This window comes from Streptomyces sp. NPDC058092, assembly GCF_042884935.1.
In the GTDB taxonomy this organism is placed as follows: Bacteria; Actinomycetota; Actinomycetes; order Streptomycetales; family Streptomycetaceae; genus Streptomyces.
The window spans coordinates 321,768-346,449 of sequence record NZ_JBHVSY010000007.1 but is presented as its reverse complement, the minus strand read 5'-3'; the positions used below and the strand labels follow the sequence as shown (position 1 = coordinate 346,449).

Genomic DNA, 24,682 nt, shown 5'->3' with positions numbered 1-24,682 from the left:
CGGCTTCCGGACTCGGAGAGGCAAGAATGACGACCCCGCAGAACACCCCCGGCGGCGATGACGACGTCGAACCGATCGCGATCGTGGGAATGGCGTGCCGCCTGCCCGGCGCGGCCGACGTCGACGCCCTGTGGCGCAACCTGGTCGACGGTGTGGTGTCGACCCGCACCGTGCCGCGCACCGAGCTGCTCGCCGCGGGAGTGTCCCCCGCGGTGGTCGACGACCCGTCGTACGTGCCGGTGGTGTCCGCCCTGGACCACCCCGAGTCGTTCGACTACGGCTACTTCGGCATGACCCGCCGTGAGGCGGAGCTGGCCGATCCGCAGATCCGGCTCTTCCTCGAGCTGGCGAACACCGCGCTGCAGCACGGCGGTTACGACGCGACACGCTTCGACGGGGACATCGGCGTCTACGGCGGGGTCGGGCCCACCCGGTACTACTGGCGGCACCTCGGCGCCAACCGCGCCGTGAGCGACGCCCTGGACGGCTCGATGGCCCTGTCCAACGCCAACCTGGCCGACTACGTCACGACCACCACCTCGTACCACCTCGACCTGCGCGGACCGAGCGTCAGCGTGCACACGGCCTGCTCCACCTCGCTGGTCGCCGTGCACACCGCCTGCGAGTCGCTGCGCGGCGGCGAATGCGATCTGGCCCTGGCCGGCGGCGCGTCCATCGAGCTGCCGCTCAACCACGGCTACCTGCACACCGAGGGCGGGGTGGAGTCCGCCGACGGCCGCTGCCGCCCGTTCGACGCCGGCGCGACGGGCACCCTGTGGGCCTCCGGAGGCGCCATGGTGCTGCTCAAGCGGCTGTCCGACGCCCTGGCCGACGGCGATCACGTGCACGCGGTGATCCGCGGCAGCGCGGTCAACAATGACGGCGCCGGCAAGGTCGGCTTCACCGCGCCCGGCGTGGAAGGACAGGCCGCCGTGGTGTCGACGGCCCTGTCCGTGGCCGGGGTCGACCCCCGGACTGTGAGCTACGTCGAGGCGCACGGCACGGCCACCCGCCTCGGCGACCCGATCGAGGTGAGTGCGCTGTCGCAGGCGTACGGCCGGCAGACCGGCGACCGGGGCTGGTGCGGCCTGAGCTCGCTCAAGTCCAACCTGGGCCACCTGAGCCAGGCCGCCGGGGCCGCCGGACTGATCAAGGCGGCGCTGGCCCTGCGCCACCGGATGATCCCGCCCAGCGTCGGCTACGAATCGCCCAACCCCGCCATCGACTTCCGCACCGGCCCGTTCTACGTCAACGCCACGCTGGCCAAATGGGACACCGACGGCACGCCGCGCCGGGCCGGGGTCAGCTCGTTCGGTATCGGCGGCACCAACGCGCACGTCATCCTCGAGGAGGCGCCGAGCCCGGCGGGCACCCCGTCGGAGCGGTCCGCGCACCTGCTGCAACTGTCCGCGCGCACCCCCGAGGCCCTGGCCACCGCCGTGGACGAACTCGCCGCGCACCTGGCCGACCGGCCCGAACTGGCCGTCGCCGACGTGGCACACACGCTGCGGGCCGGCCGGCGCGAGCACCGACACCGTACGGCGGTCGTCGCCACCGACAGCGCGGCGGCGGTGGCCGCGCTCAGGGCGGGCAAGCGCCGGCCGGCCGGCGAGGCCGCGCCGGAACGCCCCCGGCTGGCCTGGCTCTTCTCCGGCCAGGGCGCCCAGTACGCCGGCATGGGCGCGGCGCTCTACCGCACCGAGCCCGTCTTCCGCGACACCGTCGACACCTGCGCCGAACTCCTCGCCCCGGAGCTGGGCCTGGACCTGAGGCAGTTGCTGTTCGCCGACGGCAGCGGCCCGGACACCGAGGCCGCGCAGGCCGAACGGGAGGCCGCCGACCAGCGGTTGCGCCGCACCGTGTACACCCAGCCGGCGCTGTTCACGGTGGAGTACGCGCTGGCCGTGCTCTGGCGCTCGTGGGGCCACTCCCCCGACGCGATGGTCGGCCATTCCATCGGCGAGTACGTCGCCGCCACTCTCGCCGGGGTGTTCGAACTCCCCGACGCGCTGCGCCTGGTCGCGCTGCGCGGACGGCTGATGGACGCCCTGCCGGCCGGCGCGATGCTCGCCGTGCAGCGGGCGGCCGAGCAGGTGGCGCCGCGGCTGCCCGCCGGACTGTCGGTGGCCACCGTGAACGGGCCGGGCGTGTGCGTGGTGGCCGGTCCGGCCGACGCGGTCGCGGAATTCGCCGCGGAGCTGGAGGCCGACGGCGTCCGCAGCCGCGAGCTGCGCACCTCGCACGCCTTCCACTCCGCGATGACGGACCCGATCCTCGCCGAGTTCACCGCCGCCGTGGCCGCGGTGCCCCGGCAGGCCCCGCGGCTGCCCTTCCTGTCCAACGTCACCGGCACGTGGTTCACCGCGCAGGACGCCGCGGACCCGGCGTACTGGGCGCGGCACCTGCGCGGCACCGTCCGCTTCGGGGACTGCGTCGGCACCCTGCTGGCCGACGGCGAGTGGGCGTTCGTGGAGTGCGGCCCGGGCCGGCAGCTCGCCGGACTGGTGCGGATGCAGACCGGCCGCGACGCGCTGGTGCTGCCCAGCCTGCCCGGACCGACCGAGTCCGCCGACGACCCGACCGTCTGCTACACCGCCGCCGGCACGCTGTGGACCCGCGGATTCCCACTGGACTCGGAGGCGTTCGGGCAGCGGGCGGCCCGGGTGCCGCTGCCGGCCTACCCGTACGAAAGGGTCCGCTGCTGGATCGAGCCGGATCCGCCAAAGACCGCGCCCGCGAAGACCGAGGACACCACCGGTGCGGGTGCCGACGACCGGGTCCCGGCCGATCCGGCCGAGTGGTTCCAGGTACCGGTGTGGCGGCAACTGGCCCCCACCCCCGCGGCCCGGCCGGCCCCCGCCTGCGTGCTCTTCGACACCGAGGACGGCACGGACGGCCTGTCCGCCGCGCTGACCCGGGCCGGGACGGCGGTGACCCGGGTGCGCCCCGGCAGCGGCTACGCCCGCGACGGCGCCGGCGGCCACACCGTGCGCCCCGCCGAGCCGGACGACTACCTCGCCCTGGTGCGGGCCCTGCTGGCCGACGGGGTCCTCACCGAGGGCGTCCGGGTCGTACACGCCTGGTCGCCGGCCCCCGGGACCGGTGAGGGCCGCGTCGCGGCCGCCTGGTCGGCCCAGGAGCACGGCTACCTCAGCCTCGTCTGCCTGGCCCGGGCCCTGGCCGCCGAGGCCGCCGACCTCCCCGTGCACCTCGATGTGGTCACCGCCGGGGTGCACGACGTCGTCGGGGGCGACGCGCGGCGCCCCGAGCACGCGACCGTGGCCGGGGCCGTGCTCGCCGTCAACCGGGAGCTGCCCGCCGTCACCGCCCGCCACCTCGATCTCGACGCCGGCCAGGCCGGTACCGGCCTGGCCGCGGACCGGCTGGTCGCCGCGCTGTGGCGCGACCCCGGCCACGACCGGGACCGGCCGCTGGCGCTGCGCGGCGGCCGGCTCTGGGTACGCGGCTTCGACCGGGTGCCGCTGCCGGACAGCGGGGCCGGCCCGTGGCGTACCGGCGGCGTCTATCTGATCACCGGCGGCTACGACGGCCTCGGACTGGCGGTGGCGGAGGACCTGGCCCGCCGCTTCCGGGCACGGCTGGTCCTGCTCGGCCGCTCCGGACTGCCGCCGCGGGACCGGTGGTCCGCGCTGCGCGGCACCTCCGGCCGCGCCGGCACCGCGGTCGCCGCTGTGGAGCGGATGGAGGCCGCGGGCGGGGAGGTGCTGCCGGTGGCCGCCGACGTGTGCGATCCGGCCGCCCTGCGGCGGGTCCGCGAAGAGCTCCTGGCACGGTTCGGGCAGCTGGACGGCATCATTCACTCGGCGGGCCTGCCGGGCGACGGCATGCTCGAGGTCAAGACGCTCGACGCCGCTCGCGCGGTGCTCGCCCCGAAGGTGGCCGGAACACTGGCCCTGCAGGCCGCGTTCGGGGACCTTCCCCTGGACACGGTGGTCCTGTTCTCCTCGGTGTCCTCGGTGGTCGGCGGCATCGGCGACACGGACTACACCGGCGCCAACGCCTTCCTGGACGCCTACGCCGCCTCGGCGCACGGCTGGTCGGCCCCGGTGTTGTCGCTGGGCTGGGGCGCCTGGGCCCGGATCGGGATGGCCGCCCGCTCCACCGCACGCGATCGCCCGGGCCGGCCGGCCGCCTCCGGCGGCGCGGCGACACCCGCCGCGGCACCCGCCGCGGCGCCCGGCCGGACCGGCGCCGTACCGATCGCCCACCCGGTGCTGACCGAGCTCGTGCCGGCCTCCGGCGGCGCCCCCGCGTACTGCCGCGGCACCGTCTCGGCCGAACAGCACTGGCTGCTCGACGAGCACCGCATCGGCGGGATGCCCGTGGTGCCCGGCACCGGACAGCTCGAACTCGTCCGCGCGGCGGTGACGGCCTGGCGGCCCGCGCCGGACGGGGAGAGCGAACTGGAGCTGTCCGACATCGCGTTCACCGAGCCGATCACCGCCGCCGACGGCACGCGGACGGAGGTCCGCGTCGCACTGCGGCCGGACGCCGACGGGGTGGAGTTCACCGTGTCCAGCGTGCGCGAGGACACCGTGCGCACCCACACCCACGGCCACGCCGCGTGGGTCCGGCCGGACGATACCGCGCGGCTCGACCTCGCGGCGGTCCGCCGGCGGTGCGCCGAGTCGGCGGCAAACGCCGAGCGCTTCGACGAGCAGCTCGACGGCAACCCGGTCCTGACGTTCGGGCCGCGCTGGCGCTGCCTTCGCGAGGCGTGGATCGGCACCGACGAGGAACTCGTCCGCCTGGTCCCGGCCGAGGCGGACGGCGCCGACTGGCCGCTGCATCCCGCACTGCTGGACGTGGCGACCATGCCGGTCGGGCCGGGCGGTGGCGGTACCCGGCTGCCGATCGGCTACGGCCGGGTGCGCATCCACGCCCCGCTCGACTCCGCGGTGTGGGTGCACCGGTGGCGCGACGGCGCGCACGACGACACCGCCGCGGTCGTCTCCTGGGACTTCGCCGTCACCGACGACGGCGGACGGCGACTCGTCACGGTCGCCGACTTCATGCTGCGCGCCGTCGAACCGGACGCGATACGCGCGGCGGTCGCCACGGCGCCGGAACCCGCGGCGCCGGACGCCGAGCCCGCGGACCCCTGGGCGATCATGCCCGCCGACGGTCTGGAAGCGCTCCACCGGGTGGTGGCCGCGGCGCCGGCGGCACACGTGCTGATCACCCCGGGGCGGTACGACGCCATGCTGCGCGGCAGCGCCGAGCGGGCCGAGCGGGCCCTGGCCGTGCTGCGCGGCGAGACTCCCGAACCGGCCATGCCCGGACCGTCCGGCCCGGGCATGGCCGGCGGCGACGACCTGGCGGCCACCATCGGCCGGGTCTGGTCGGCGGTCCTCGGCGAGGAGGACATCGCCGAGGACGACGACTTCTTCGAGCTGGGCGGGAATTCGCTCGTGGCCGTGCAACTGGTCGCACAGATCCGCAAGGCCACCGGGGTACGGCTGCCGATACGGACGCTGTTCGACACCCCCACGGTCGCGGGCATGGCCACGCGCATCGCCGAACTGCAGGCGGCACAGCCGGAGCCGACGACCGCGCGCCCCGCTCCGGAGGCCACGACGATTCCGGTCCTTCCGCGCCCGCGCCCGAGCTGAACAAGGGCGGGCCGGGCGGGCCGGCGGTCAGGGCCGGCCGGGCGGCTCCGGATCGATGATCTGGAGCCGCAGCTCGGAGGAGTACCGCCGGCCCTGCCCATCGGCCAGCCAGGCGTGCTCGGCCGTGGGCAGCGCCTCGGTGACGATCACCTCCACGCCGTCGCCGCCCTTCGCCCGGGCCCCGCGCAGCATGGTGCAGAGCAGGCGCACGTACACCGGGCTGGTGAAGTCGACGAACTGCGGCTTGATGTCGGTGGCGACCCGGACGTAGACCTGCTCGGGCATGTCCGCGGCCCGCCGCCAGCGGCGGGCCGCCACGTACCGTTGCTGCTCGCCGGTGACGTCGGCCAGCCCGCCGGCGCCGACCGTGGACCGCCAGGTGCGGCGGACGAGTACGAGGTCGTCCACCGTGATCCGCGGCGTGTGGCCGTCGGCGCCGGCCAGCTTCCAGGTGTCGAACGCCTGCAGGCCCAGCATGTTCGCGAAGACCTCGAGGATCGGCCACTGCCGGCCGTCCTCCGCCCGGGCGACGAGCCCGTCCGGTGCGTCCGCGACGGTCAGGGCCGTGACCGGTACGAGCCGGTCGGGGTCCGCCCCCGGGGCCGGGACGAAGCCCAGTTCCACATCGTGCGGCCCGTGCATCCAGTACGCGTTGCGGGAGCAGTGCCGCGGCCAGTCGTGCGGCAGCAGCAGACGGACCCGGCTGTCCGGCAGGTCGGCGGCCAGGGCCTCGCGCAGCACCTGCGGTTCGGGGTGCCCGAGCGCGAAGAACTGCGTGTCGAACGCGGCAGAGGCGATGTGCAGCTCGCCGAGCACGAGGGTGTAGTCACCGCGGGCCAGCGCCTCGGCATCCGTGGCGCACAGGTGCACGTCCGGGCTGTGCACCCGTGCCTCGGACCAGCCCGGCCGGTCGGCGGGGAACGCCTCGGCGACACGGGCGCCGAGCTCCTCGGCGGTGAACCGCAGTTCGGCGGTGCCGTGGCGGACGTCCTCCAGGCCGAGCACCGCCGTCCACCGGCCCAGGAAGTCGGCGACCACCGGGTCCGCGGGCCGCTCGTCGCCGAAGACCAGCGCCTGGGCCATGAACCACAGCTCCCGCAGCGGCACCTCCGTACCGCCGGCGTCGGCGGCCAGCTCGCGGTACAGCTCGGTGAGCGCCGCCGTGTACGCCGCCGCGATCCGGGCCGACAGCCAGCGCGCCGACTGCAGCAACGGCGCCAGGCCGGCCAGCCGGGCCAGCACGTCCCCGCCGACGGTGACATCCAGGTCGCGGACGCTGTCCAGGTGGCACAGCGTGCGGCCGGCGTACGTCTCGCCGGGCCGCCGCCGGGCGTCCTGGCCGGTGATGCCGGTGAAGGTGTCCTCCAACGCGGCCATGGCCCGGGCGAGTTCGTCCGGTCCGTCGGCGGCGGCCACCGCGTCGCGGGCGTCGCACAGCCGGTCCATCGTCCCCAGCGCCCACGCCCGGGCCCCGGCGTCGCCGATGCCGTCCAGCCGCTCGCGCAGCAGCCGTTCGGCGCCGAGGTCCATCGGCAGGTCGAAACCGAGCCGCAGGACCCCGGCGGCGGTGAGCTCGTCGAGCTGGGCGTACACGTCGGCCGGGCGGCGGAACGTGCCGGCCGCGGTCAGCCCGGCCGCGAGCTCGCCGGCCCGCCGACGCCCGTCGCAGCGGGCCACCAACTCGGCGGCGCCGGCCGGCAGGTCCTGCGCGGGCCGGTTCGGCCACACCAGCCGGCGGCCGTCGAGACGCAGCTGCGGCTGCCTGGCCACGGGCAGCCAGGGGCGCAGCCGTTCGTCGGTCGCGATGTGCGCCGCCAGCGCGTCGAGCGCCCACCACTCGAAGTGCACCGCGGTGTCCCGGACGAGCGCCGGCCCGTGCCGGACCTCCAGTCGCGGACCGCCGTTGTCCACCGTCGACCAGCACATCGGACCGAAGAAGCCGATCGTGTCGTTCTTGGTGCAGTACCGCTGCCAGTACTTGGCGACGATCTCCTCCCGGCGGCGGCGGCGTTCGTTCCGCCGCGCCGCAGGCCCGTCGCGCAGCACCCCGGCGACGGAGCTGAGCGCTCCGGGGTTCTGCCAGGTGACCGCCTGGCGGAACAGCGGATCGGCGCACACGTCGTGGACGGCCCGGCCCAGTTCGGTCATCGCGGCGGCGAACGCGGCGTCGACCCGGGCGGCTTCACCGGCACCTTCCAGATGCCGGTCCACGGTCCGGGCCAGCTCCGGCGCGCAGAACGCGGCGACGCCGTCGGCGGGGAATCCGGCGGAGCGCACCAGGGTGTGCCGCCACACGCTCCACGAGGTGCCGGGCAGGGGGACGAGATGGTCGGACAAGGTGGTCACCGGCTCCTGATCAGTGGATGCTGCGGGTGAAACGACGGACGGCCCAGGCGGCCGACAAACCCCCTACGACGACCACGATCACCAGTGCCCGGACCACCGAGGGGTCGCTGTAGGTGCCGGCGAACAGCGCCCGGGAGGCGACCACCGCGTGCTGCACCGGATTGAACTCGGAGACCAGGCGCAGCCAGTCGGGGGCGTAGGCGACCGGGAGGAGGATGCCGGACGTCAGCATCAGGGGAAGGTTGATGATGTTGGCCAGGGCCGCGAGGGACATCTCCGAGCGCACGACGGTCGCCAGCGCGTACGACAGCGAGGTCGCCGCCAGGGCCACGAACGCCATCAGCACGAAGGTCAGCAGCAGCGGTCCGGCCCGCAGCGGGAAGCCGAACGGCACGGCGAGGGCCACCAGGACCGAGCCCTGGACGAGCAGCATGAAGATGTCCCGCGCGCACCGGCCCAGCAGCAGCGCCGTCCGGCTGACCGGCGTGACCCGCATCCGCTCCAGCAGTCCGGCGTGGATCTCGCTGACCAGGCCCACGCCGGCGAAGATGGTGCCGAACACGGCGATCTCCACCAGGAGTCCGGGCAAAAACACCGAATAGGACTGGTCGCGGGACATGCCCAGCGAACGCTCCCACAGCGGCCCGAAGAGCACCACGAAGTACACGGGCGGAGCCAGCGCGACCAGCACCATGAGCGGTTCGCGCAGGCTCAGCCGCAGGGACCGGGTGAAGACGATCCAGATCTCCCGCGCCAAGGTGATCACGCCGGGCCATCCTCGTCGGCCAGCGAGCGCCCGGTGTGAGCCATGAAGACGTCGTCGAGGCTGGGCTGGTGCAGTTCGATGGCCACCGGTCTGGTGCCGGCCTCGTGCAGCGCGCCGAGCAGGCCGGGAATCGCCGTGGTGCCGTCGGGTACGTGCAGCCGCAGCCGCTCCCGGCGGGTGTCGGCCTGCTGCAGGCCCGGTTCCCGCGCCAGCACCGCGGCTGCGGTCGCCGCGTCGGTCCCGCCGGCGAACCGCAGGGTCACCACGTCGCCGCCGACGGCCCGCTTCAGTTCGGCGGGCGAGCCGACCGCGACGACGGTCCCGTGGTCCATGACGGCCACCCGGTCGCACAGCGCGTCGGCCTCGTCCAGGTAGTGCGTGGTGACGAAGATCGTGGTGCCGGCGGCGCGCTGCCGGCGCACCTCCTGCCACAGGTCGCTGCGGCTCGCCGGATCGAGTCCCGTGGTCGGCTCGTCGAGGAACAGCAGCACCGGTTCGTGCACGACGCCCAGGGCGATGTCCACCCGCCGCCGCTGGCCGCCGGAGTAGGTGCGGCACTGCCGGTCCGCGAAGTCCGCCATGCCGAGCGCGTCGACGACCTCGGCCGCGCGGCGCGTGGCGGCCGCCTTCGACATGCCGTGCAGGCGCCCCTGCATCACCAGTTCCTCGCAGGCCGTGACCAGCCGCCAGGTGGCCGGGCCCTGGGCCACGTAACCGATCCGCCGGCGCACCCGGCGCGGGTGCCGGCGCAGGTCGGCGCCGGCCACCGTGGCCTCGCCGCCGTCCGGCGGCAGCAGCGTGGTCAGCATCCGCATCAGGGTCGACTTGCCGGCGCCGTTCGGGCCCAGGAAGCCGAATATCTCCCCCTCGGCGACGTCCAGGTCGAGATCGCGCACCGCCGGAACGCTGACCTTGCGGCTGCGGAAGGTCTTGCACAGACCACGGGCCTCGATCACGACGTCGGCCCGGCATCCTCCATCGACCGCACCAGGCTCCGGGGCCGCATGTCCGTCCAGTGCGTCTCGACGTAGTCCAGGCACGCCTGGCGGCCGTCCTCCGGGTGCGCCACCGTCCAGCCCGCGGGCACCTCGGCGAACGAGGGCCACAGCGAGTGCTGGCCCTCGTCGTTGACCAGGACCAGGAAGCGGCCCTCGGCGTCGTCGAACGGATTGGTCATGGTGTTCTGCTCCTTCAGGGCTGTGGTCTCAGCCGGATGTCGAGCTCGGCGCCGATCCGGCGCAGGTGCTCGGGCCGGGTCATGTCGTCGTGCGCGCACGCGATCCGGTGCACACGCAGGTCACCGGTGGTGTGATCGGCCCAGGCCGCCGGCCGGGCCGCTCCGGGTTCTCCGGTCGCGTGGAACAGGTCGATGTCCCCGTCGAAGAGCCCGGGGCGGTGCGCCCCGGCCAGCCGGGCGTTGTTGGCCACCACCCCGGCCAGCTCGGAGGCCAGGTCGGCGGCCGTGTCCGGGCCCAGCAGGCGGTGCAGCGCGGCCACCGGGTCAAGGGGGGCGTCCAGTTCGCCGTCGGCCAGCGGATAGGCGTCGAGCAGGGCCAGCAGCCCGACCGGCGCCCCCTCGTGCCGCAGCTGCCCGGCCAGCTCGTGCGCCACCAGCCCGCCGTACGACCAGCCGAGCAGGTGGTACGGGCCGGTGGGCTGTACGGAGCGGATCTGCTCGAGGTGGTCGGCGGCGACCTCGGCGAGCGAGCCGGGCAGCGGGCGGCCAGGAGCCGCGAGCCGGGACTGCAGGCCGTAGATCGGCCGCTCGGGGTCCAGGTGCCGCAGCAGGCCCGTGTAGCACCAGGCGAGGCCGGCGATGGGCGCCACGCAGAACAGCGGCGCCAGGCTTCCCGTGGTGCGGATCGGCAGCAGCACGCCCAGCCCGCGTTCGCCGCCGCCGTCCAGCCGCGCGGCGAGACCGCCCGCCGTCGGGTGCTCGAACAGCAGGCCGAGGCCCAGTTCGGCGCCCAGCTCGGCCCGGATCCGGCCGGCCAGCGTGGCGGCGAGCAGCGAATGGCCGCCGAGGTCGAAGAAGTTGTCGTCGACGCCGACGCGCGGTACGCCGAGCACCTCGGCGAAGAGCTGGCACAGCAGCTCCTCGCGGTGGCTGCGGGCGGCGAGGCCCGCGCGGGCGGCCGACGGCGCGGGGAGCGCCCGGCGGTCGAGCTTGCCGTTCGGCGTCCGCGGCAGCGCCGCGAGCGCGACGATCGCGTTCGGCAGCATGTAGGGCGGCAGGGTGCGGCCCGCGTGCGCGCGCAGCGCCGCCGGGTCGACGCCAACGCCCGCCTCCGGTACGACATAGGCCACCAGCCGCCGGTCGCCGGGCCGGTCCTCGCGCGCGAGGACCGCCGCCCGGGCCACATCCGGATGGGAGACCAGGGCCGCTTCGACCTCGCCCGGCTCGATCCGGAACCCGCGGAGCTTGATCTGCTGGTCGGCCCGGCCGCAGTACTCCAGCTGCCCCGCGGACGTCCAGCGGGCCAGGTCGCCGGTGCGGTACATGCGCTCGCCGGGCCGTCCCCACGGGCAGGCCGTGAACCGTTCGGCGGTCGGCGCGGGCCGACGCAGATAGCCGTTCGCGAGCCCGGCGCCGGCGAGGTACAGCTCCCCGGTCACCCCGGGCGGGACCGGCTGCAGCCGTTCGTCGAGCACGTAGGCCCGGGTGTTGGCCAGCGGAGTGCCGATCGGCTGCCCGTCCACCGGGCCGATGAGGCGGGCCGCGGTGGACCACACGGTGGTCTCGGTCGGACCGTACAGGTTGGTGAGCTCGCCGCCGGGGCCGGACAGCCGGCCGGCCAGCCCGGCGGGCAGCGCCTCGGCGCCGGTGAACTTCCGCAGCCCGGGCAGCAGTTCCGGAACGGATTCGGCCAGGGACTGCCACAGCGAGGGGGTGGCGTGCACGACGGTGACCGAGGTCTCCGCGCACCGCCGGGCCAGCGCCACCGGGTCGCGGACCGTCCGCGGACCGGCCAACACGACGGCGGCGCCGCTCAGCAGCGGACCGTAGAGCTCCGGCACCGACATGTCGAAGGCCGCGGTGGTCACCGACAGCATCCGGTCGCGAGGGGTCAGCCGCAGGATGCCGCGCAGGGCGGCCAGCAGGTTGGCGAGGGCCCCCCGGCCGATGACCACGCCCTTGGGCGGGCCGGTGGTCGCCGAGGTGTAGATGACGTACGCCGGGTCGGACGCGGACGGCGGGCCGGCCGGCCGGTCCGCGTCGTCGGGGGCGGTGCCCGGACAGCCGGCCGCGGCCAGGGCGCCGTCGTCCGGCACCGCCTCCAGCACCAGATCGGGTGCGGCGTCGTCGAGTACGTGACGCAGGCGGTCGGAGGGGTGGTCGGGGTCCAGTGGCAGGTACGCCGCTCCGGCCTTGAGCACCGCGAGCACGGCGACCAGGAACTCCTCGGTCCGCGGCAGCAGCAGGGCGACCAGCGCGCCCGGGCCGACGCCCCGGCCGATCAGATGGTGCGCGAGCCGGTTGGCCCGCCGGTCGAGGCCGGTGTAGCTGAGCGTGCCGGTCTCGCCGATGACGGCGTCGGCCTCCGGGGTGCGCAGCACCTGCCGCTGGAGCGCGGTCACGACGTCCGGGGCCGCCGGAGCCCCGGTGGCGTTCCACTCGTGGAGCAGGCGCCGGCGCTCGGCGCCGGTGAGCAGCCGCGGGTGGCTGACGGGCTGGTCGATGTCGGCGGCCATGGCGCGCAGCAGCATCCCGAACCACCGGTGGAACGCCTGCGCGGTGCCGCGGTCGTACAGATCGCCGCGGTAGCCGAGGTGGCAGTCCAGGCCCTGCGGTGCGCCGTCGGTTCCGCGCCGCTCGGTGACCTCGAAGAACAGGTCGAACTGGGCGGTGGCCGGTTCGACCGGCAGTTCTTCGAAGCCGCCGTCCGCCGCCGTGGCCGTCTGCAGCGAGAGCACCACCTGGAACAGCGGATGCCGGGCCGGTGTCCGGGCCGGGTTGAGCGCCTCGACCAGGGACTCGAACGGCAGGTCCGCGTGCGCGTAGGCGTCCAGGTCCGCCTTCCGCACCCGCCCCAGCAGCTGGCGGAACGTCGCATCGCCGCCGGTGTCGGCCCTCAGCACCAGGAAGTTGACGAAGCAGCCGACGAGCCGGTCCAGGGACGCGTCGCCGCGGCCGGACACCGGCGTGCCGATCGGGATGTCGGTGCCCGCGCCCAGCCGGGTCAGCAGGGCGCTCAGCGCCGTCTGCAGCACCATGAACAGGGTGGTCCCGGTGCGCCTGGCGACGCCCAGCAGGCGCGCGTGCAGGTCGGCGTCGACACCGAGGGTGACGGTACCGCCGTGGTCGCCGGTCGCGGCGGTGCGCGGCCGGTCCGTCGGGAGCGGGGTGCAGTCGGGCAGGCCGGCGAGCGTGCGGCGCCAGTGCTCCAGCTGGCGGGAGTGCCGGCTGTCGGGCCGGTCCGGCGCGCCGAGCAGGCTGCGCTGCCACAGGGTGACGTCGGCGTACTGGACCGGCAGCGGCTGCCACGCGGGGGCGCGGCCCGCCAGCCGGGACTCGTACGCGGTGTGCAGGTCGTCGGCGAGGACACCCAGCGACCAGCCGTCGCCGGCGATGTGGTGCAGCACGAGCAGCACGACGGATTCGCCGGAGCCGGCGGTGAACAGGTGGGCGCGCAGCGGGGTCTGCGTGGCGAGGTCGAAGCCGCGGCCGAGCGCCGCGGCCATCGCCGCGGGCACGTCCTCGGTGGCGCACCCGACGGTGCTCAGCGGTGCCCGGCCGTCGGCCGGCACGTGCTGGTAGGGGACGCCGTCGGGCCCGGTGGGGAACACCGTGCGCAGGCTTTCGTGCCGGGCCACGACGTCGTCGAGGGCGTGTCGCAACGCCGTGGCGTCCGCGTCGCCGGGCAGCCTCAGTGCCAGCGGCATGCTGTTGTTGACGGCACCGCCGGCGAGCTCGTTGAGGAACCAGAACCGCCGCTGCCCGTACGAGAGCGGCAGCCGCGCCGGCCGGGCGGCCGGCTCCGGCCGCGGGCGCACCGGACCGCCTTCGCGGTCGGCCAGCTCCGCCGCCAGGGCGGCCGGGGTGGGGTGCTCGAACAGCGTCCGGACGTCCACGTCCGCCCCGAGGGCGTCCCGCACCCGGCCGGTCAGCCGAGTGGCCAGCAGGGAGTGGCCGCCGAGGTCGAAGAAGTCGTCGTCGGCGCCGACCACGGGCGCGCCCAGCACGTCGGCGAACAGTTCGCACAGCACCTGTTCGGCCGGGGTACGGGCCGCCCGGGTGCCGGCCGCGGCGGGCAGCGGCGCGGGCAGCGCCTTGCGGTCGAGTTTGCCGTTGGGGGTGACGGGCAGCTCGTGGAGCGCCACCACGGCGGCCGGCACGAGGGCGCGCGGCAGCGCCCGGGCCAGGCTCCTGCGCGCCGCGGCCCCGTCCAGCCGGGCGCCGGGCGCCGGTACCGCGTAGGCCACCAGGCGGGCGTCACCGGGCCGGTCCTCGCGGACGACCACGGCCGCCCGCGCCACCGCGGGGAGCGCGGTGACGGCGGCCTCGATCTCGGCGAGCTCCACGCGCACCCCGCGGATCTTCACCTGCTGGTCGGCGCGCCCCAGGAACTCCAGTTGGCCGTCCGCCCGCCGGCGGACCAGGTCGCCGGTGCGGTACATCCGCTCGCCGGGCTCCCCGAACGGGCAGGCCAGGAACCGCTCCGCCGTGCGCGCGGGCCGGCCGAGATAACCGCGGGCCAGCCCGGCGCCGGTGACGTACAGCTCACCGGCGGCGCCCTCGGCGACCGGCTGCAGGGTGGCGTCGAGCACGTACGCCCCGACGCGTGGCACCGGGCGGCCGATGGGTGCGACGGCGGCGCCCGCCGCGGGGCCGCAGTCGGCGAGGGTGACCGTGTCGGCCGCCTCGGTCGGCCCGTACGTGTTGATCATCCGGCGCCCGGCGGACCAGCGTTCCGCCAGCTCCCCGGGGCACGCCTCGCCGCCGACCACGAGCGTGCCGACGCCGGCCAGCGCGTCGTCGGGCAGGGTGCCGAGGACGGCGGGCGTCAACTGGACGTGGCTGACCTTGCTCTGCTCGATCCAGCGCGCGAGGGGGTCGCCGGCGAGCACGGTGCCGGGCGGGGGCAGTACCAGCGTGGCTCCGGAGAGCAGGGCGGTGCACAGCTCGGACATGGCCGCGTCGAAGCTCCAGGACGCGAGCTGCGACACCCGGCAGTCGGCGTCCACGCCGAACCGGTCGATCTGCACGGCGGCCATGTTCGCCACCCCGGCGTGGGTGACGGCGACCGCCTTGGGCGTTCCGGTCGAGCCCGAGGTGAACAGCACGTAGGCCGGGTTCTCCGGCCGCAGCGGACCGAGTCGGTCGGCGTCGGTGAGGTCGGTGTCCGCCGGGCCGGCGCCGCCCGGTTCGGCGAGCGCCTCGTCGAGCAGCAGCGGCGCGACCCCCGCGGGCAGCGCCCCGGCCGTCGCGGCGGTGGCCACCGCCAGGCACGGCCGCGCGTCGGCGAACATGACCGCCACCCGCTGCGCCGGATAGTCCAGGTCGACGGGGAGGAACGCGGCGCCGGTCTTCGCCACCGCCAGGACCGCGACGACCGCGTCCACGGAGCGCGGCACCGCCACGGCCACCACCTGCTCGGGCCCGGCTCCGCGTGCGACCAGCAGTCGGGCCAGCCGGTTGGCCCGGGCGTTGAGTTCGGCATAGCCGTAGGAGCGGTCGCCGTCGGCGACGGCGGTGCGCTCGGCACAGGCGGCGGCCCGGGCCTCGAACAGGTCCGGCAGGAGGCCCTCCGCCGGCAGCGGGGGAGTGCCGGCCCACGGCCGGGCCGCGCCCGCGGCGAGCCGGCGGGACCGCTCGGCACCGGCCGGCGCCCGCAACCTCCCCACCGGGGCCTCCGGTTCGGCCACGACGGTGCGCAGCAGCTCCACCACCTGGTCGAGGACGGCCGTCGCCGCGGCCTGCCCGAAGGTGTCCGGCCGGTGGCGCAGCACGATCCGCAGCCGCTCGTGCGGCACCACGGTCAGGTCCAGCGTGTAGTGCGTGGCGTCGTAGCCGCCCGCCCCGGAGACCTGCAGGGTGTCTGTCGGCCCGGCGTCGTCCTCCGCGCCGGCCGGGAAGTTCTCCACCACGACGGCGGTGTCGAAGAGCGCGTCGTGCCCGGTCGTCCGCTGGATCTCGCTGAGCGGCACGTGGTGGTGGGCGAGCAGCTCCGCCTGGCCGGCGGTGATCTCCCGGAAGAGCCGGGCGACGGTGTCGCCCGGGCGCAGCCGGATCCTCACCGGCACCGTGTTGATGAACAGCCCGAGCATCTCGCCGGATCCGTCGAGCTCGCCCGGCCGGCCCGACACCGTGGCGCCGAACACCACGTCGTCGCGGCCGGTCAGCCGGGCCAGCACCGTCGCCCATACGCCGAGCACGACGGTGTGCAGGGTCAGTCCGTGCTCGCGGAGCGCCGCGGTGAGGGCGGCGGTGGCGGCCGCGTCCAGTTCGGCCGTCAGCTCCCGCGGGCGGACCGGCAGGTGCCGCGTGCCGCGGTCGCCGGCCACCAGGGTGGGGCCGTCCAGCTCCGCCAGCGCCCGAACCCAGGCCGCGACGGAGGCCTTCGTGTCCTGGCCGTCGAGCCAGGCGAGGAAGTCGCGGTACGGGCGCACCGGCGGCAGTGCGCCCGTGTCGCCCCCGTCGGCGGCCAGCCTGAGGAGTTCCCGCACGAACAGCGGTGTGGACCAGCCGTCGATCAGCGTGTGGTGGTGCGTCACCAGCAGCCGGTGCCGGTCCGGTGCGAGCCGGACGAGGGCCATCCGCATCAGGGGTGCCCGGGTGAGGTCGAACCGCTGGTCGCGGTCGGCGGCCTGCAGCCGGTCCAGCGCCGCCCGGCGGTCTGTCTCGCCCAGGGCGCTCAGATCGGTCTCCTGCCACGCGAAGTCGTCGTGGTCCGTGATCACCTGGACCGGGCGGCGCAGACCCTGCCAGCGGAACGCGGCCCGCAGGTTCGGGTGCCGGCGCAGCATCAGCCGGCCCGCCCGCCGGACGGCGGCGGCGTCCACCGGGCCGACCAGGTCGACGTAGAGCTGCATCGTGTACAGGTCGGGGCCGTCGTCGTAGCCGCTGTGGAAGAGCAGTCCCTCCTGCAGCGGCGTGAGCGGCAGGATGTCCCGGACGCCCGGCTGCTCACGCGTCACCAGGTCGACCTCGTCCTGGTCCAGCCGGGCGAGCGGGAAGTCCGACGGGGTGCGGCCGCCGCCGTGTGCACGCACGTGCGCGCACAGCGCGTGCAGCGCCCGCTGCCAGCCGTCGGCCAGTTCGGCGGCGGTCGCGTCGTCGAGCGCGCCGGGGGCCCACGACCAGGTCGCCGCCAGGGCGGGCCCGGAAGGGCCGCCGACCACCATGGCGTTGAGCTCCATGACATGCGGCATGGCCATGTGCGGGTCGAGCCCGCCGGCCAGCTCTCCCGACTCCACCGTCGGGCTCCACGCACCGGTACCCGACTGCCCGTCGAACCGGCCCAGGTAGTTGAAGAGGATCTCGGCAGCGGCGCGGTCCGCGAGGGCGGCGGCCGTGTCGGGGTCGAGGTGGCGCAGCATGCCGTAGCCGAGACCGGCGTCCGGCGCCGAGCGCAGCTGCTCCTTGACCCGCTTCACGGCGCGGCCGGTCGCGGGACCGCCGTCGAACAGCTCGGCCGGATCCTGCTCGCCGAGCCGCAGCCGCACCGGATACATGCTGGTGAACCAGCCCACGGTGCGGGTGAGATCGACGCCTTCGGCGATCTCCTCGCGGCCGTGGCCCTCGACATCGACCAGCAGGGTGCCGTCGTCCGGTTCCCCGCGGTCCCGGCGGTGCTCGGCGACGGCCATGGCCAGCGCGGTCAGCAGCAGGTCCTGGACGGTGCCGCCGAAGGCGGCCGGGACCGTCGTCAGCAGTTCGGCCGTCAGCTCCGCCGGGACGAAGCAGGTGCGGAACCGGGCCCGGCCGTAGGTGTCCCGGGCCGGATCCAGCGGCCGCCGGGCGAGCGCCGGGGCCGCGGTCGGTGCCGTGACCCGGAGCCAGTACGGCAGTTCGGCACGGCGCCGCGGTCCGCCGGCCTGCTCGTGGAGGAGCCGCACCCACCGGCGCAGCGAGGTGCCCACCGCGGGCAGCCGCACCGGTTCCCCGGCCGCCGCCGAACCAGCGGCTGCTGTCAGGTCGGGCACCAGCACCCGCCAGGAGTATCCGTCGACGGCCAGATGATGGACGGACAGCAGCAGATGGCCGGGCTCCCGCGGACCGGCGTCGAACCACACCGCCCGCAGCACCACACCGGCCGCGAGGTCGAATCCGCCCCCGTCGCCGGCGCGTTCGGTGTCGATGGCGGTACGCAGGGCCTCCCGGTCCAGCCCCCGCACGTCGACGCGCCGCCAGCAGTCGGCCGCGGACACCGCGCCGCGCGGGGCGATCTCCAGTGTCCACTGCGGCCGCAGCAGCCGGAGCCGCAGTGCGTCGTGCCGGTCGAGCAGCGCGCCGATCGCCGTCAGCAACTGCTCCCGGGTGGTGCCGGCGGGGGTGCCGAGCACGGTCGACTGGGCGAAGCCGTCCAGAGGCGCCGCGCGTTCGCGCAGCCAGGCGGCGATGGGCCACACCTCCAGCGGGCCGACCGCCACGTCCACGTCGTCCTCGGTCCGCAGAGCGGAGGCGACCGCCGCCAGTGCTGCCGCCGTCCGGTGCTCGAAGATCTGCCGGGCGGTCAGCCGTAGCCCCGCCGCCCGTGCCCGGGCCACCAGCTGGATCGAGGAGATGCTGTCGCCGCCGATCCCGAAGAAGTCGTCGTCCGGGCCCACGGAGTCCAGGCGCAGGGTGTCGGCGACGGCGGCGCAGAGCACCCGTTCGCGTTCGGTGCCCGGCTCCCGGGGCGCACCGCGGCGCGGCGCCCCCGGGTCCGGCAGCATGTGCCGGTCGACCTTCCCGTGGCGGTTGAGCGGCAGCGCGGCCAGCGGGACCACGGCCGAGGGCACCAGGTACCGGGGCAGCACTCCGGCGAGCCAGTCGATCATGTCGGCGGGTGACGGCAGCTCTCGACCCGCGCCCGGTGCGGCGTACGCCACCAGCCGGGGCGGTTCGCCCACCGCGAGCACGGCGGCCTGGCCGACGCCGGGGCAGTCGGCCAGCGCGGCCTCGACCTCGGCCGGTTCGATCCGGACGCCGTGCACCTGCACCTGCCGGTCGACCCGGCCGAGGAACTCCAGCTCGTCCCCGGCGGTCCAGCGCGCCAGGTCGCCGGTGCGGTACATGCGGGCGCCCGGCGGTCCGAACGGGCAGGCCACGAAGCGCTCGGCGGTGTCCGCCGGCCTGCCGAGGTAGCCCCGTGTCACGCCGGGGCCGGCGGCGTACAACTCGCCGGGCGTACCGGGCGGGACCGGCCGCAGCGCGGCGTCGAGCACGTGGACCGCCACGTTCGCCACCGGGGTGCCGATCGGCACCCTCGCGCCGGAGCCGTCCGGCCGGCAGTCGGCGAGCGTCACCGTGTCGCTCGCCTCGGCGGGACCGTACGCGTTGATCATCAGCCGGCCGGGCGACCAGCGGGCCACGAGCTCCGGCGGGCAGGACTCGCCGCCGACGACCAGGGTGCGCACCCCGGTCAGGGAGCCTTCCGGCAACGTGGCCAGGACGGCGGGCGTGAGCTGTACGTGCGTCACCCGGGCCGTGTCGATCCAGCGCGCCAGTGCCTCGCCGACCAGGGGCTCCCCCGCGGGCGGCAGCACGAGGGCGGCGCCGGCCGCCATGGTCGTGAGCCATTCGGACATCGCGGCGTCGAAGCTCCAGGGGGCGAGCTGCGCCATCCGGCTCCCGGCGTCGAGGCCGAATCGGCCCAGCTGGGCACGGACCATCGTGTGCGTGCCGCGCCGGGTGACGGCGACCGGCTTGGGGGTTCCGGTGGACCCCGAGGTGTGGAGCACGTAGGCGAGGTGGTCGGGGTGCGGCGGGGCCGGGAGCGGCGCGCCGCCCCGGTGGTCCGGGGCGTCCAGGTCCAAGGCCGGCAGGCCGGGCGGCAGTGCCTCGCCGTGGCCCGCCGCCGTTACGGCGAGCAGCGCCTTCGCGCCGGACACCAGCCGGGCCTGCCGGAGCGGCGGCAGGCCGGGGTCCACCCACAGGAACGCGGCGCCCGCCTTGGCCACGGCCAGCGCCGCCACGATCAGCCCGGCCGACCGGGGCAGCGCCAGCGCGACGACGGACTCCGGCCCGGCACCGCGCGCGACGAGGAGCCGGGCGAGGCGGTCGGCCCGCCGGTCGAGTTCCGCGTAGCCGAGAACCGTTTCGCCGTCGGTCACCGCGGTGCGGTCGCCCGCGACTGCGGCCCACCGGGCCACCAGCTCGGCGGGCCCTTCGACGGGGCCGCCGGGCCGGACCGGACCGGCCGCCCGGGCCAGCAGCGCCGTACGTTCGGCCGCGTCGGCCAGCGCCAGCCGGCCGACCGGCGCCTCCGGGGCGCCGGTCACGCCGGCGACGACGCTCCGGAGCCGGGCGGCGATCGACCCGGCCTCAGCGGCGGAACAGAGGTCGGGCCGGTACTCCAGGCGCAGCAGCAGCCGCGTGCCGGGCACCACGGTGAGGCTGAGCGGGTAGTGGGTGGCGTCGTCGACGGTCGCCCCGGTCAGCCGCAGGCCGTCCGCGTCTCCGGCGGGCGCCGCGGCGCCCCCGTTCAGGAGCTGTCCGGCGTCGGGGTAGTTCTCGAGCGTCGTCATCGTGTCGAACAGGTCGCCGCCGGCGTCGCGCTGGATGTCGGCAAGGGCCGTGTGCTGGTGGGCCATCAGCTCGGACTGCTCATCCTGGACGCGCCTGAGCAGGGCGGTCAGGGTTTCCCTCGGCCGCGCCCGGACCCGTACCGGCACGGTGTTGGTGAACAGTCCGATCATGCGGTCGACGCCGGGGATCTCCGGCGGACGCCCCGCCACCGAGCCGCCGAAGACGACGTCGTCACGGCCGGTGAGCTGGCCGAGCACCACCGCCCAGGCCGTCTGCGTCAGGGTGTTGAGGGTGACGCCGGTGGCGCGCAGCGCGGCCGAGAGCGCGGTGGTCTCCTCCGCGGAGAGCGTCACGTCCACCCTCTCCGGCGTGACGGGGCGCCGGGTCACGGCCTCGCCCGGTGCCACGGCGCACGGGCGCGCTCCGTCCAGGGCCCGCCGCCAGGCCGCTCGGGACCGCTCCGGGTCCTGCGCGGCCAGCCAGGCGAGGTAGTCGCGGAAGGCGGGCGGCGGCGGAAGCTCCGGGCCCCCCGCGTAGCCGGTGAGCAGCTCGTCGAGGAGCATCGGTATGGACCAGCCGTCCATCAGGATGTGGTGGCTGGTGAGGACGAGGCGGTGCCGGTCGTCGGCCAGCCGCAGCAGGCACATCCGGATCAGCGGAGGTGCGGACAGGTCGAACCGGCGTGCCTTGTCCGCGGCCAGGAAGGAACGTACCTCCTCGTCCTGCCGACCGGCGTCGAGCGGGCGCAGGTCCAGCTCCTGCCAGGGCATGGGGCCCGGAACGGGAATCACCTGCACCGGTTCGGCGCCGTCGGTCCAGAACCCCGCGCGCAGGTTGGGGTGCCGGCGCAGCAGTGCGGACCCGGCGGCGCGCAGCCGGCCGGCGTCCGGCCGGCCGGAGAGGTCGAGGACCAGCTGCACGGTGTAGACGTCCGGCGCCTGCTCGTCGTACTGGGCGTGGAAGAGCAGCCCCTGCTGCAGCGGCGAGAGCGGCAGTACGTCGTGGTGGCCGGGGTGACGGGCGGCCAGCCGGTCCCGGTCGGCGGCGTCCAGGCGTACGAGCGGGGCCGGTTCGCCACCGGCCGGGGCGCCGTCGGCCACCCCGGCGGCGACCTGGGCCAGGGCCGCGGGGGTGCGGTGCTGGAAGACCTGCCGTGCGGTGATCCGCAGTCCCGCGGCGCGCGCCCTGGCCACCAGGGTGATCGCCGAGATGCTGTCGCCGCCCAGCTGGAAGAAGTCGTCGTCGGCACCGGCCTCGTCCAGGTGCAGGGCGTGCGCCACGGCCGCGCAGAGCACCTTCTCCCGTTCCGTCTCGGGCCGGCGGCCGGCCCCGGGCCGGGCCGGGGACGGGGTGGGCAGCGCGGTGCGGTCGAGCTTGCCGTTGGGGAGCAGCGGCAGCGCCTCCAGCACGGTGATCTGCGCGGGCACCATGTGCCGGGGCAGCACCGCGGCCAGCTCCCCGCGCAGCGCCTCCGGGTCGGGCCCGGCCCCCGGTTCGGCCACCACGTAGCCGATCAGCCGCGGCGGGTCGTCGGCCGCCATCACTGCGACGGCCTGCCGGACACCGGCGCATTCGGTCAGCACCGTCTCGATCTCGCCCGGTTCGATCCGGTAGCCGCGGACCTTGACCTGCCGGTCGGTCCGGCCGAGGAACTCGAGGTCGCCGTCGTGGCTCCAGCGCACCAGGTCACCGGTCCGGTACATGCGCGTGCCCGGCGCCCCGAACGGGTCGGCCACGAACCGCTCGGCGGTCAGGTCGAACCGGCCGGTGTAGCCGCGGGCGACATGGGGGCCGGCGGCGTACAGCTCTCCCGGGACCCCGGGCGGCACCAGGTGCAGCCGGTCGTCCAGCACGTAGCAGGTGGTGTTCTGCAGCGGTCGTCCGATCGGCGCGACCGCGGTCGGAGGCTGCTGCCGGCCCTGCCACGTGGTGGCGACGACGGTGGTCTCGGTCGGGCCGTACGTGTTGACGAACGACACGTCGGCGCCCAGCCGTGCGACCAGCTCGGCCGGGCACGCCTCGCCGCCGACGAAGATCACCCGGAGCGTGGGCGGCGCACCGGCCGGAAGGGTGGCCGCGACCGGTGTCGGTGCGAGGAGGTGTGTCACCGCGTACCGGCGCAGCCAGTCCGCCAGCTCCTCCCCGAGGAGGGCCGGTTCGTGCGGGGTGACGACGAGCGCGGCACCCGCAAGCAACGTCGACAGCAGTTCCAGCACCGAGGTGTCGAAGGACCAGGCCGACCGGTTGGCCACGCGGTCGTCCGGCCCGATGCCGAGCAGGTCGATGTGCGCGTGGGCGAGGTTGCTCAGCCCGGAGTGCGTGACCGCCACGCCCTTCGGCCGGCCGGTCGATCCGGAGGTGTACAGCACATAGGCGAGGCCGGCCGTCCGCAGCGGGGCCGTCCGGTCGGCGTCGGTGAGGTCGGCGTCGTCGGCCCCGGCCAGCTCGGCGAGCACGGCCGGGTCGTCCAGCGCCAGCACCGGGACCTCGGCCAGGTCCTCGTCCGCCGTCGCGGTGAGGGTGAGGACGAGCGCGGGCGCGGAGTCGGTCAGCAGGAACTCCCGGCGGAGCCGGGGGAGGTCAGGATCGACCGGTACGTAGGCGGCGCCGGCCTTGAACACCGCGAGCACCGCGACGATCATCTCCGCGGACCTCGGCAGAACCAGGGCGATCCGCCGCTCGGGACCCGCGCCGCGCCGGACGAGCACCCGGGCGAGCCGGTTGGCGCGGCTGTTCAGCTCGGCGTAGCTCAGGCAGACGCCGGCGCCGACCAGCGCCGGGGCCCCGGGCCTCGCGGCCGCCCGGGCCTGGAACAGCTCCGGCACCAGCCCGGCCGGCAGCTCCCGGTGCGGACCCCGGCCGTCCGCGAGCCGCGTCCGCTCCTCCTCCGCGCCGGCCAGCGGCAGGTCCGCCAGCCGGGTCTCCGGCGAGGCAGCGGCCAGGAACCTGACGTAGCGCTCCGCCAGGGCCTGGGCCGTGCGGCGGTCGAACAGGTCGGTGCGGAAGCTCAGCCGCCCCTCCCGCGGGCCCAGTTCCAGAACGAGCTCGTCCTTGGCGGTGCCGGTGTCGACCAGCTCGTTCCCGGAGTCGGGCAGGTAGTTGAACGCGATCTGGTAGAGCGGGGAGACACTGGGGTCGCGTTCGGGCGACAGCTCCTCGACCAGCTTCTGGAACGGCAGCTGGGAGTGCTCCAGCGCGTCGGCCACCGCATCGCGGGTACGGGCCACCAGCTCGCCGAAGGCCGGGTTCCCGGACGCGTCGGTGCGCAGCACGACCGTGTTGACGAACATGCCGATCAGCGCGCCCACCTCGGGCAGGACGCGTCCGGACACGGGAACGCCGACCACCACGTCCGCACTGCCCGAGGTACGCGCCAGCAGGGCCGTGAACGCCGCGAGCAGCACCGTGAACGGCGTGGTGCCGCCGCGCCGCGCGAGCGCGGCCACCGCGTCACCGACCTCCTCGGGCACGGCGAACCGCACGGTGTCACCGGTGTTGCTCCGGACCGGGGGGCGCCGCCGGTCCAGCGGCAGGGCATGCACCGGCGGCAGCCCGGCCAGCCGCCGTCGCCAGTAGGCCAGGTCCGGCTCGAACTCGCCGCTGTCGTACCGGGAGCGCTGCCAGGCGGCGTAGTCGGCGTACTGCACGGGCAGCGGCGGAAGCTCGGCGGGGCGGCCCTCCGCGGCCGCCCGGCACAGCTCGGTGACCTCATGGTCCAGCAGGGCCACCGAGGCGGCGTCGAACGCGCTGTGGTGGACCACCACCAGCAGCAGCCGGTCCGCTTCGGAGAGGCGGACCAGCCGGGCGCGCAACAGCGGGGCCCGCGTCAGGTCGAAGGGCGCCGCGGCCAGCTCGGTGAGGAGCTCCTCGGTCCGGCTGCCGGCCGCCGCCCGCTCCAGGGACCGCAGGTCCTCCTCGTCCACGGTCAGTTCCACGCGCTCGTGGACGGTCTGGCGGAGCGAGCCGTCCGCAGCCGCCGCCAGAGATGTCCGCAGGGCCTCGTGGCGCTGCACGACGGTGCGCAGGGCCGCTGCCACGTCTCCGGCGCCGAGCGCGACACCGGACAGCGGCACGACGGTGGGGACGTTGAACGCCGGGGAGTCCGGATCCAGCCGGCTCGCGAACCACACCCGCTCCTGGTCGAAGGAGGCCGGAGTACTCCAACCCGTCATAGCCGCCAACCCCCGGTCCCCACTTGCCCTCCCGTCGCACGCCGAGTCCCCTCGGCCGTACGCCGGCCCGCCCGTTCCCGTACCCCGCGTG

General features: G+C 75.7%; 6 protein-coding genes. 1 reads left to right on the top strand and 5 read right to left on the bottom strand.

All coding sequences use genetic code 11. The annotated features are described in order from the left end of the window. The first annotated feature begins 26 nt into the window (after positions 1–26). Positions 27–5,633 (top strand): SDR family NAD(P)-dependent oxidoreductase, encoded by a 5,607-nt coding sequence (locus ACFVV1_RS14985; protein ID WP_389989570.1) that lies wholly within the window; start codon positions 27–29, stop codon positions 5,631–5,633. A gap of 27 nt (positions 5,634–5,660) precedes the next feature. On the opposite strand, the gene ACFVV1_RS14980 is transcribed toward ACFVV1_RS14985, so the two are convergent. The 5 genes from ACFVV1_RS14980 to ACFVV1_RS14960 are packed head-to-tail and all read right to left on the bottom strand — an operon-like array spanning position 5,661 to position 24,591. Further along, entirely contained in the window at positions 5,661–7,979 is a 2,319-nt protein-coding gene (locus tag ACFVV1_RS14980) for a lantibiotic dehydratase (protein ID WP_389989568.1), read from the bottom strand. 10 nt (positions 7,980–7,989) lie between these two features. Further along, complete coding sequence (locus ACFVV1_RS14975) at positions 7,990–8,745, bottom strand: ABC transporter permease (protein WP_389989566.1); 756 nt, start codon at positions 8,743–8,745, stop codon at positions 7,990–7,992. Further along, positions 8,742–9,701 (bottom strand): ATP-binding cassette domain-containing protein, encoded by a 960-nt coding sequence (locus ACFVV1_RS14970; RefSeq protein ID WP_389989564.1) that lies wholly within the window; start codon positions 9,699–9,701, stop codon positions 8,742–8,744. The genes ACFVV1_RS14975 and ACFVV1_RS14970 overlap by 4 nt, the downstream gene beginning before the upstream one ends. Further along, on the bottom strand, positions 9,698–9,922 hold the full coding sequence (locus ACFVV1_RS14965; protein WP_389989562.1) for an MbtH family protein: 225 nt from the start codon (positions 9,920–9,922) through the stop codon (positions 9,698–9,700). Before ACFVV1_RS14965 ends, ACFVV1_RS14970 begins: the two co-directional genes overlap by 4 nt. 14 nt (positions 9,923–9,936) lie before the next feature. Further along, entirely contained in the window at positions 9,937–24,591 is a 14,655-nt protein-coding gene (locus ACFVV1_RS14960) for an amino acid adenylation domain-containing protein (protein ID WP_389989560.1), read from the bottom strand. Positions 24,592–24,682: the final 91 nt, after the last annotated feature.